Source organism: Streptomyces sp. NPDC093600, assembly GCF_044764755.1.
In the GTDB taxonomy this organism is placed as follows: domain Bacteria; phylum Actinomycetota; class Actinomycetes; order Streptomycetales; family Streptomycetaceae; genus Streptomyces.
In genome coordinates, this window is the sequence record NZ_JBIWIU010000023.1 from 23,439 (window position 1) to 32,948 (window position 9,510).

A 9,510-nucleotide genomic window follows, 5' to 3' on the forward strand; every position below is an offset into this window, starting at 1 on the left:
TCGTTGAGTGACCCCGTCGGCCCCGACCGGAAAAACGACTGGCCCCCACCGTGCGCGACCGCGCACCCTGGGGGCCATGTCCGTTCCACCGAAGTATCAGATCCGCGCCCGCTACACCGACTCGACGGTGACCGTCTATCAGGCGTACGACCCGTCCATCGGCCTGCCCGCCGCGCGGGACGGGCGGTTCCCGGCCGCGTGGAAGCGGGACCGGATGACCTGGATCAAGCCGTCGTTCCTCTGGATGATGTACCGCTGCGGCTGGGGCCTCAAGGAGGGCCAGCAGACGGTCCTCGCCGTCGAGATCACGCGTGAGGGCTTCGAGTGGGCCCTGCGCCACGCGTGCCTTTCGCACTACGACCGAGGGTTGCACGCCGACCAGGCGGCCTGGAAGCGGGAGTTGCGGCAGTCACCGACCCGGGTCCAGTGGGACCCCGAACGCGACCTGCGCCTCACGGCGCTCCCGTACCGCTCGCTGCAGCTCGGCCTCGCGGGCGAGGCGTCCCGGGCCTACGCGGACGAGTGGACCGTCGCCGTACGAGACGTCACCCCGCTCGCCCACCGGATCCACGCCCTCGTGCGCGCCGGTGAACTCGACGCCGCCCGCGCGGAACTGCCCGAGGAGCGTCCGTACCCGGCGGGTCCGGAACTCCTCGGGCGGCTCGTCGCCTCGGTGGCGTCCTAGAAGATCGGGTTCTAGAAGATCGAGTGCAGCAGCTTGTTCGGGGAGCCCGTCCTCGGGTCCTGCACCTTGCCGCTCGTGGCGTTGTTCACCAGAGCGTCACGGACCTGGGCCGGGGTCGCCGTCGGGTGGTTCGCGAGGTAGAGCGCCGCGACGCCCGCCGTGTGCGGGCTGGCCATCGAGGTGCCCGAGATCGTGCTCGTCGCCGTGTCGTTGTCCTTCCACGCCGACGTGATGGAGACGCCCGGCGCGAACAGGTCGAGGCAGGTGCCGTAGTTGGAGAAGGACGCGCGCTTGTCGGCGGAGTCCGTCGCACCGACCGTGATCGCCTCGGGGACGCGGGCGGGGGAGTAGTTGCACGCGTTCGCGGGCCAGCCGAGGATGTTGCCGTTGCCGGCCGCCACCGCGTAGCTGACGCCGGAGGCGATGGAGCGCTTCACCGCGTTGTCGAGAGAGGTGTTCGCGCCGCCGCCCAGGCTCATGTTGGCGACCGCCGGCTTGACCGCGTTGGCCGTCACCCAGTCCACGCCCGCGATGACCCCGGCCGTCGTGCCGGACCCGGTGCAGTTCAGGACCCGTACCGCCACCAGCTTCGCGGCCTTGGCAACGCCGTACTTCGCGCCGCCGACCGTGCCCGCCACATGGGTGCCGTGACCCTGGCAGTCCTGGCCGTTCTGGCCGTCGCCGATGGTGTCCGTACCGACCGTGGCCCGGCCGCCGAACTCGCTGTGGGAGGTGCGGATCCCGGTGTCGATGATGTACGCGGTGACGTTCGACGCGCTGGTGTTGTACGTGTACGTCGTCGACAGCGGCAGGTTCCGCTGGTCGACCCGGTCCAGACCCCAGGTGGCGCCGTTCTGCGTGTCGGCCATCCGGACGGTCGCGTTCTGCTCGACGTACGCCACCCGGGGGTCGGCGGCCAGGGACGCGGCCTTGGCCTTCGACATCGTGCCCGAGAAGCCCTTGAGGGCGGTGCGGTACTCGTGCTGCGGCGTGACGCCCAGATCGGCGGCCTTGGTGGAGCCGTCCTTGAGGACGACGATCCAGCTGTTCTCGACGGCGACCGAGGCCGGCGCGAGCCGGAGATCGCCGAGCGGGGCGGTGGGGGCACCCTGCGCCGTGGGTGAGGCGACGAACTGGAGGCCGGCGGCGAGCGCGAGGACGGGGACGAGCGCTCCGACGCGGCGGGATATGGAGGTCATGTGGTGGGGCACCTGGACCTTTCGCAGGGGATGAGGGCACGCGCGACACGCCCGGTACGGGGTACGGGTGTGCGTGACGCGTGGGGTGTCCCACAGGGTCTCCCTGTTGTCATGCATCGCACAAGAGAGCGTCAGGTGCTGTTTTCGTCGAACTCCCAGGTCCGGATGGTGAAGACCCCGTCGTCCACTCCACCCGCGGACCGGTAGGTCGCCAGCGCCGCGTCGTTGTCGGTGTCGACGCCGACCCACAGGTCGTAACAGCCGCGCCGCCGCGCCACCGCCACCAGCGCCTCGGTCAGCGCCCGCCCGACGCCCCGGCGCCGGTACCCCTCGTCCACCGACAGCTCGTACAGGCACATCTCCACCCCCTTGTCCGGGTGGAGCATCTCGATCCCGGAGACGAAGCCCGCCGGGAACCCGTCCTCCGTGTACGCGATCAGCATCAGATGCCCGGGCGCGGCGAGAAACCGCTCGGCCCACTCCGGCCGCGGCGGACCGTCGTAGAGGTGCGCCGCCGCGAGCAGCTCGGCCACCGTGGTCGCCTGCCGGATCTCCATGATCAGCCCCCCGGTCGCCGGGGCGCGCATACCGCGCCTGGTGTACGGCGACGGTACTGCGTACGACTCGGGGAGGCCGCCGAATTCCGCCTGGGGGCAGCCGTGCCGCACAGGATGCCCGCCTAGGCTCGGACGCATGAAGCTCCGACTTCCCCGGTGGGCCGCGATCACCGCGGCCCTCGCCGTGCTCGCGGGCGCCGGCACCTGGACCGCCGTCGCCTCCGACGAACCCCCTCCCGTGAGCCGCGCGGACCAGGTGATCGACGTGCCCGGGGCACGCCTCGACACCACGTACTTCACCGCCGGCTCCCCGTCCGCCCGCAGGCCGGCCGTCCTGCTCGGGCACGGCTTCGGCGGCTCCAAGGCCGACGTCCGCGCCCAGGCCGAGCAGCTCGCCCGTGACGGATACGCCGTCCTCACCTGGTCGGCGCGCGGTTTCGGCGCATCCACCGGGCAGATCGGGCTCAACGATCCCGACCACGAGGTCAAAGACGTCCAGAAGCTCGTCGACTGGCTCGCGCGACGGCCCGAGGTACGGCTCGACAAGGACGGCGATCCGCGCGTCGGCGTCACCGGCGCCTCCTACGGCGGAGCGATCGCGCTGCTCGCCGCCGGGTACGACGAGCGGGTCGACGCGATCGCTCCGCAGATCACGTACTGGAACCTGGCCGACGCGCTGTTCCCGCAGGGCGTCTTCAAGAAGCTCTGGGCCGGGATCTTCTTCACCTCGGGGGCGTCCGGACCTCCGGGCCTGCCGGGGACGGGCACGGAGGGCGTGACGCCGGAGGGCGTGACGCCGGACGGGACGGGGCCGGGCGGGACGGCGTCGGGTGGTGCGGGGTCTTCGGAGGCCGGGTCCTCCGCGGCCGGGTCGGGGGCCGACGGTGCCGAGTCCTCCGGGGCCGCGACCCGCGCCCCCGCCACCACCGCTGCTGCCCCCGCGCAGCCGTCGGCCTGCGGGCGGTTCACCCCCGAGCTCTGCTCCCTCTACGAACGCGTCGCCGTCGCAGGGAAACCCGACGCCGCCGCCCGTACCCTCCTGGAAGCCCGCAGCCCCTCCGCCGTCGGTGACCGCATCAAGGTGCCCGCCCTGATCGTGCAGGGCCAGTCCGACTCGCTCTTCCCGCTCTCGCACGCCGATGCCATGGCGAAGACGATCGCCGCCAACGGCGCCCCCGTCGCCGTCGACTGGATCGCGGGCGGCCACGACGGCGGCAACCGCGAGACCGACCGCGTCGAGGCACGGATCGGCAACTGGTTCGACCGCTATCTGAAGGACGACAAGGGCGCCGACACGGGCCCGGCCTTCCGCGTCAGCCGCGCCGGAGGGGTCGACTCCACCGACGGCCAGGCGGTGCTGCGCGGCGCGAGCGCCGACGCCTACCCCGGGCTGTCGGCCGGTGCCGCCTCCGTCCCGCTCGCCGCCGCCCGCCCGCGGACCTTCCACAATCCGGCGGGCGCCAACCCGCCCGCCATCTCCGCCGTTCCCGGCGTCGGCGGCGGGCTGTCCCAGCTCTCCTCCCTCGGGGCCGGGCTCTCCCTCGACTTCCCGGGTCAGCACGCCCGGTTCGAGTCCGATCCCCGGCCCGCGCCGCTGCGGATCACCGGCGCGCCGACCGTCCGCGTCAATGTCACCTCGGACAGCGCCGACGGCTCCGCCGTCCTGTTCGCCAAGGTGTACGACGTCGGGCCCGACGGACGTCGGCAGGTGCTGCCCGCCCAGCTCGTCGCCCCCGTCCGGATCGAGGGCGCCCGCCAGGGCAGGAGCGTGGCGCTGACCCTGCCCGCGATCGACCACGAGGTCGAGGCCGGGCACCGGCTGCGGCTGGTGCTCTCCGCCACCGACCTCGGCTACGCCTCCCCGGCCACCCCCGCCGCCTACACGGTCGCCGTCGAGAGCGCACTGACCGTGCCCACCGCGCCCGCCGTGGCCGCCCAGGCGACCGGGATGCCCTGGTGGGTGTGGGGCCTGCCGCTGATCGGCCTCGTGACCGCCGTGGGCCTGCTGCTCACCGCCCGCCGCCGGGCCGCGGCGCCCGCCCCGGACCCCGAACTCGCCGCCGTACCGCTGCAGATCACCGGGCTGACGAAGAAGTACGCCAAGTCCGCCGACCGGTACGCCGTACGGGATCTGTCCTTCCGGGTCGAACAGGGCCAGGTCCTCGGTCTCCTCGGGCCCAACGGCGCCGGGAAGACCACCACCCTGCGCATGCTGATGGGCCTGATCACCCCCGACGACGGCGAGATCCGGGTCTTCGGGCAGGCGATCCGGCCCGGCGCCCCGGTCCTCTCCCGGGTCGGCGCCTTCGTCGAGGGCGCGGGCTTCCTGCCGCACCTGTCCGGCCGGGACAACCTGGAGCTGTACTGGAAGGCCACCGGCCGGCCCGCCGAGGACGCGCACATCGAGGACGCCCTGCGGATCGCGGGCCTCGGCGACGCGCTCGCCCGCGCCGTACGGACGTACTCCCAGGGCATGCGGCAGCGGCTCGCCATCGCCCAGGCCATGCTCGGACTGCCGGACCTGCTGATCCTGGACGAGCCGACCAACGGACTCGACCCGCCGCAGATCCGCGAGATGCGCGACGTGATGATCCGGTACGCGGCCGGGGGCCGGACCGTCATCGTCTCCAGCCATCTCCTCTCGGAGGTGGAGCAGTCCTGCACCCATCTCGTGGTCATGGACCGCGGGCGGCTGGTGCAGGCGGGACCGGTCGCCGAGATCACCGGCGAGGGCTCCGCCCTCCTGGTCACCCTGGGCGGACCCGTCTCGGACCCGCTGGTCGACAAGGTCGCCGCGCTGCCCGGGATCGCCTCGGTGGTACGGGCCGACGACGGGCTCCTCGTCCGGCTGGACGGCGCGACCCCCACCGCCCTGATCGGCGAACTCGTGCGCCTGGACGTGCCCGTGACCGGTGTGGGGCCGCACCGGCGCCTTGAGGACGCGTTCCTGACCCTGATCGGAGGAGGATCCGCATGAGCACCACCGCGGAACTGGTGGAGACCGCTCCCGGCTACCGGGCGCGGCACACCCTGCCGCTGCGCGTCGAGACCGTACGGCAGCTCAAACGGCGCCGCACCCTGGTCATGGGCGTGGTGCTCGCGGCCCTGCCGTTCGTCCTGATCGCCGCCTTCGCGATCGGCGGCGGCCCGGACGGCAACGGCAACAACCGGATCACCCTGATGGACACGGCGACGGCCTCCGCCGCCAACTTCGCGGCGACGTGCCTCTTCGTCTCGGCGGGTTTCCTCCTCGTCATCCCCGTGGCGCTGTTCTGCGGGGACACGGTGGCCTCCGAGGCCAGTTGGTCCTCGCTGCGCTATCTCCTCGCCGCTCCCGTGCCCCGGGCCCGGCTGCTGTGGTCCAAGCTCGCGGTGGCCCTGGGCTTCAGCGCGGCCGCGATGGTGCTGCTGCCCCTGGTCGCCCTCGCCGCGGGCACGGTCGCCTACGGCTGGGGCCCGCTGCAGCTCCCCACCGGCGGCTCCCTCCCGGCGGCGGAGACCCTGCCCCGGCTCGCCCTCGCCGTCGCCTTCGTCTTCGTCTCCCAACTGGTCACGGCGGGCCTCGCCTTCTGGCTCTCCACCCGCACCGACGCCCCGCTGGGCGCGGTCGGGGGCGCGGTCGGCCTGACGATCATCGGCAACGTCCTGGACGCGGTGACGGCGCTCGGCTCCTGGCGCGAGTTCCTCCCGGCCCACTGGCAGTTCGCCTGGGCGGACGCCCTCCAGCCCCAGCTGGAATGGACGGGCATGGCGAAGGGCGCGGCGGTCTCGGTGACGTACGCCCTGATCCTCTTCGCCCTCGCCTTCCGCGGCTTCTCCCGCAAGGACATCGTGTCCTAGTCCCTGTCCGGGTTGCTGTCCGGAAAGTCTCGCCCGGTCTGTCACAGCCACCCCCCTCAATCACAGCCCTCCTCATCACAACCACCCCCTTCGAGCCGCTTCCGCGCCCGCGCGGAAGCGGCTCGTCGTGCCCAGGGCGTGCATCAGCTCGCCGACCCGGCGGCTGTAGGTGCGGGGGGACATGCCCAGGCGGGCAGCGGCCGCCTCGTCCGTGAGGCCGGAGAGGAGGGCGTCGAGGACCGGGCGGAGCTGCGGGGGCAGTTCGCGCGGTGGCGCGCTGGCGCCGGCCAGCTCCTCGCCCGTCTCCCAACTGGTCTGATGGGCACGGACCAGGGCCTGGACGACGACCGGGTCCCGGATCAGGAGCAGGCCGTTGTAGAGCAGCTCCAGATCGAGGGGGACGGCCGCGACCGTACGGTCGACGAGGATCATTTTGAAGGGGATCGCGTCCGTCAGCCGGGCACGGCCGGGGACGTCGACCGTGCCCGCCACGTGAGGGAGGGCGTGGCGGGGCACGATCCGTCTGACCTCGCAGGCCCGCTCCGTCGCGGCCCGCATACACGCTCCCGCCAGCTCCAGGAACGGCTCGGGGATCGCCCGGCCCGCGGAGGCGGCCGGGTCGTCGAAGGTCAGCAACTCGTGCCGCGTCGAGGCGGCGAGGCCGGCCAGCGCGGCGCTGATCCGGCGCATTCCGCGCACCGGCCGACCCGCCGGCCGCTGCGCCTCGGGCGCGGCACGGCTCATCGCCGCCCGGGCGAGCATCACGGAGCCCGCAGTCTCTGACACCGCTGACCACCCCCGCCCGATCGGTGTGCCACTCCATGTACGCATGCGACTGCACACGGTGACAACCCCTGTTGAAAAGGATGGCGAGTCCCTGCCACAGTGGTCTGAAGCCCGCCATCATGGGCCCATGGCCACCCTGTTGCTCGCTCTCGCCGCCGCCTCCACCGGTCTCTACGCCGGTTTCATGCTCATCTTCCTCACCGGGATCATGCCCGCGCTCGCCCGGCTCGACGACGCGGAGTTCGTCACCGCCATGCGCCGGATCAACGAGTACGTGCCCCGGGCGGTGTTCCTGATCGTCTTCCTGGGCGTCGTGGCCTTCCCCGCCGCCGCGTTCTTCGTGCCCGTCGACGGGCGTACGGACACTCAGAGGTGGCTGGTCCTCGCGGGCCTGGTCTGCGCCGTCCTCAACCATCTGGTCACCATCGGCGGCAACATCCCGCTGAACACGGCGTTGGCCGCCTCCGAGAGCACGGGCGGGACCCCGGCGGCGGTACGGGCGGCCTTCGAGAAGCGGTGGAACGGCTTCCATCTGATCCGTACGGTACTGATCACCGCCGCCTTCGGGCTGCTGATCGCCGGGGCCCTGGCCTGAGCCGGGGGAGTTGGTCACCGGCCTGAGCCGAGGGGCGAGCCCACCCGCCACAGCCGAGGAAACGGTTCACCGCCCCCCGCCCCTCCCCCCTGGGCGGTCCGGTCAGCCCGCCGCGCTGCCCGACCGGTACACCGCGTCCCAGTCCGTCGCGAGGACCGTCGCCGCGTGGGCGGCCGACGCCAGGGTGATGTGACGGTGCCAGCCCCGGAACGAACGGCCCACGAAGTCCCGCAGCCCCGCGCCCTCGCCGACCTGCGTGAAGTCGCGCTCCACCCGCCGCGTCAGCTTGGTCAGGCGCAGCAGCGTGCCGACCGTCGACGCCGTCAGGTCCGTGATCCAGATCCGGCTCACCGGTTGCCGCGGGTCGTCCCACTCGCCGAGCAGCAGCAAGGGCCGCGACCGTTCACCGGGCGGCGCCGGCAGTACGACCCGTACCACCGTCGCGAGCGAGGTGCGCGACGTCCGGGAGGGGGCCGCGGTGTCCAGCCAGCTCACCGGCCGGCGCAGCCCCTTGAGCGATTCGAGGATCTGCTGCGCGGGCAGCGGCCCGGCGCCGAAGCCGGGCATGGCCCGGTCCGCGACCGACAGCCTGCAGGACGCACCGATCCGGGCGATCACCGGCATCCGGGCCGCGGCCAGCCGGTTCAGCGCCGTCCGCGCCGGCCCGCCGCGCAGGTCGATCAGCAGCGGCTTGCGGATGACGTCCCGCCAGCGCGCGGTGTCGAGCGCCGCCGCGACCGCGCACTCCTCGAGCGTCTCCTCACCCGCCCCCTCCGGAACGTCCGCGCGGTCCCGCCGCGTCCGGTCCCTGACCCAGAGATCGGGCAGGAAGAGGCGCCAGTTGACCGGCACGCTCAGCTCCTCGGAGGCGAACCACACCCCGAACGCCTGCTGACCCTGGACGACCTGCCCCCGTTCCGGGTCGAACCTGCGGTCCACGCCCACCGAGTGCTCGCCGGCCTTCGGTATCGGCATCGACCGGACCACCCACGCCTGCGGGCAGCTGTTCCGCTCCAGGACCCCGGCGAGCGCGGACCGCATCGGCCGCCAGTCCCAGGTGGAGCTGGAAATGAAATGGTGCAGACTCTGCTCGGCGGCGGGGCCACCGATCTGCGCGGCGATGTTACGGATCGACTTGCGGCCCTGTGCGCTCAGCAGCCCCCGAAGGTACTGCTCGGCTTTCAGGCGCTGATCGCGCCGGGGAAACCCCGAGAAGAGGGTGGCGCAGAGCTCGTCGTAGACATCGTCGGTCACCACGTTCCGGTACGGCGCCGACTGCGGCCCCTGCTCGGCGCGGTGCTGGACCCCCAGTGATTCGAGAACGGTTCTGCGCTTGGTTGCGACGGAAGTACTCACGACACTCCTGCCCGACGGTTTCGCAGCTCCCTCCAGCTGCCCCTCCACCGTCGCCCCTCGGGTGCCTCGCGGACGAGGTGTTCCCGGCACCGCTCTGGGCCGTCGGATGGTGGCCGGACCACCAGGGGTGTGGTCCGGCCACGAACGTGTCACCCGAAATCTGTTCGCCGTCCGGCGCCGATTCGATCTGACAGACTCCGCGCCCCCGCTTTGACGCGCGTGCGGGACGGGTCGACCATCGCAGGACGAGGCGGCACGGGCCGGTCCCTGGTTAATGCCCCAGGCCAGGGACCGCGCCTGTCCGCCTCGCTCAGTCGGCGGCGCGCGCCTCGGCCCCCACTTCCCTTGTCGTCCCCGCCTCCGCTTTCCCCTCCGCCTCAGCCTCCGCTTTCCCCTTCTGAGTGCGTGCGGCGGGGTGGAGGGGGGCGGTCGCGGGGACGCCGGCCGGGCGGAGGTTGGCGAACTCCTTGCGGAGGACGGGGATGACTTCCT

General features: G+C 72.7%; 8 protein-coding genes and 1 pseudogene. 4 read left to right on the forward strand and 5 right to left on the reverse strand.

The genetic code is table 11. The annotated features are described in order from the left end of the window. The first annotated feature begins 76 nt into the window (after positions 1-76). A complete protein-coding gene (locus ACIRB4_RS31355) occupies positions 77-685 on the forward strand; it encodes a DUF4291 domain-containing protein (protein WP_403296004.1) in 609 nt (202 codons plus the stop codon). A gap of 11 nt (positions 686-696) precedes the next feature. Here ACIRB4_RS31355 and ACIRB4_RS31360 read toward each other — a convergent pair whose 3' ends face one another. Then, positions 697-1,884, reverse strand: a complete 1,188-nt coding sequence (locus ACIRB4_RS31360) for a S8 family peptidase (protein WP_403296005.1) — start codon at positions 1,882-1,884, stop codon at positions 697-699. Positions 1,885-2,015: 131 nt separating this feature from the next. Then, complete coding sequence (locus ACIRB4_RS31365) at positions 2,016-2,441, reverse strand: GNAT family N-acetyltransferase (protein ID WP_403296008.1); 426 nt, start codon at positions 2,439-2,441, stop codon at positions 2,016-2,018. A gap of 136 nt (positions 2,442-2,577) precedes the next feature. Between ACIRB4_RS31365 and ACIRB4_RS31370 the strand changes: the two genes are divergently transcribed. Further along, a complete protein-coding gene (locus ACIRB4_RS31370; RefSeq protein WP_403296011.1) occupies positions 2,578-5,418 on the forward strand; it encodes an alpha/beta fold hydrolase in 2,841 nt (946 codons plus the stop codon). Beyond that, positions 5,415-6,281 (forward strand): ABC transporter permease, encoded by an 867-nt coding sequence (locus ACIRB4_RS31375; RefSeq protein ID WP_403296013.1) that lies wholly within the window; start codon positions 5,415-5,417, stop codon positions 6,279-6,281. The genes ACIRB4_RS31370 and ACIRB4_RS31375 overlap by 4 nt, the downstream gene beginning before the upstream one ends. Positions 6,282-6,356: 75 nt before the next feature. Here the strand turns inward: ACIRB4_RS31375 and ACIRB4_RS31380 are convergent, their stop codons facing one another. Continuing rightward, a complete protein-coding gene (locus ACIRB4_RS31380; protein WP_403296016.1) occupies positions 6,357-7,067 on the reverse strand; it encodes a DNA-binding response regulator in 711 nt (236 codons plus the stop codon). A 127-nt stretch (positions 7,068-7,194) separates the two neighbouring features. Between ACIRB4_RS31380 and ACIRB4_RS31385 the strand changes: the two genes are divergently transcribed. Then, entirely contained in the window at positions 7,195-7,662 is a 468-nt protein-coding gene (locus ACIRB4_RS31385) for a DUF1772 domain-containing protein (protein WP_403296019.1), read from the forward strand. Positions 7,663-7,764: 102 nt separating this feature from the next. Here the strand turns inward: ACIRB4_RS31385 and ACIRB4_RS31390 are convergent, their stop codons facing one another. Both ACIRB4_RS31390 and ACIRB4_RS31395 read right to left on the reverse strand, forming a co-directional pair. Continuing rightward, positions 7,765-9,018 carry an IS701 family transposase gene (locus tag ACIRB4_RS31390; RefSeq protein ID WP_403296022.1) on the reverse strand — a complete coding sequence of 418 codons (1,254 nt, stop codon included), beginning with the start codon at positions 9,016-9,018 and terminating at the stop codon, positions 7,765-7,767. A 310-nt stretch (positions 9,019-9,328) separates the two neighbouring features. Next, positions 9,329-9,510: pseudogene (locus ACIRB4_RS31395) on the reverse strand (5,10-methylene tetrahydromethanopterin reductase); the annotation flags it as partial.

Coding starts and splice junctions, on each gene's coding strand:
- ACIRB4_RS31355 (WP_403296004.1), top strand. CDS start 77: ATGTCCGTTCCACCGAAGTATCAGATCCGCGCCCGCTACACCGACTCG.
- ACIRB4_RS31360 (WP_403296005.1), bottom strand. CDS start 1,884: ATGACCTCCATATCCCGCCGCGTCGGAGCGCTCGTCCCCGTCCTCGCG.
- ACIRB4_RS31365 (WP_403296008.1), bottom strand. CDS start 2,441: ATGGAGATCCGGCAGGCGACCACGGTGGCCGAGCTGCTCGCGGCGGCG.
- ACIRB4_RS31370 (WP_403296011.1), top strand. CDS start 2,578: ATGAAGCTCCGACTTCCCCGGTGGGCCGCGATCACCGCGGCCCTCGCC.
- ACIRB4_RS31375 (WP_403296013.1), top strand. CDS start 5,415: ATGAGCACCACCGCGGAACTGGTGGAGACCGCTCCCGGCTACCGGGCG.
- ACIRB4_RS31385 (WP_403296019.1), top strand. CDS start 7,195: ATGGCCACCCTGTTGCTCGCTCTCGCCGCCGCCTCCACCGGTCTCTAC.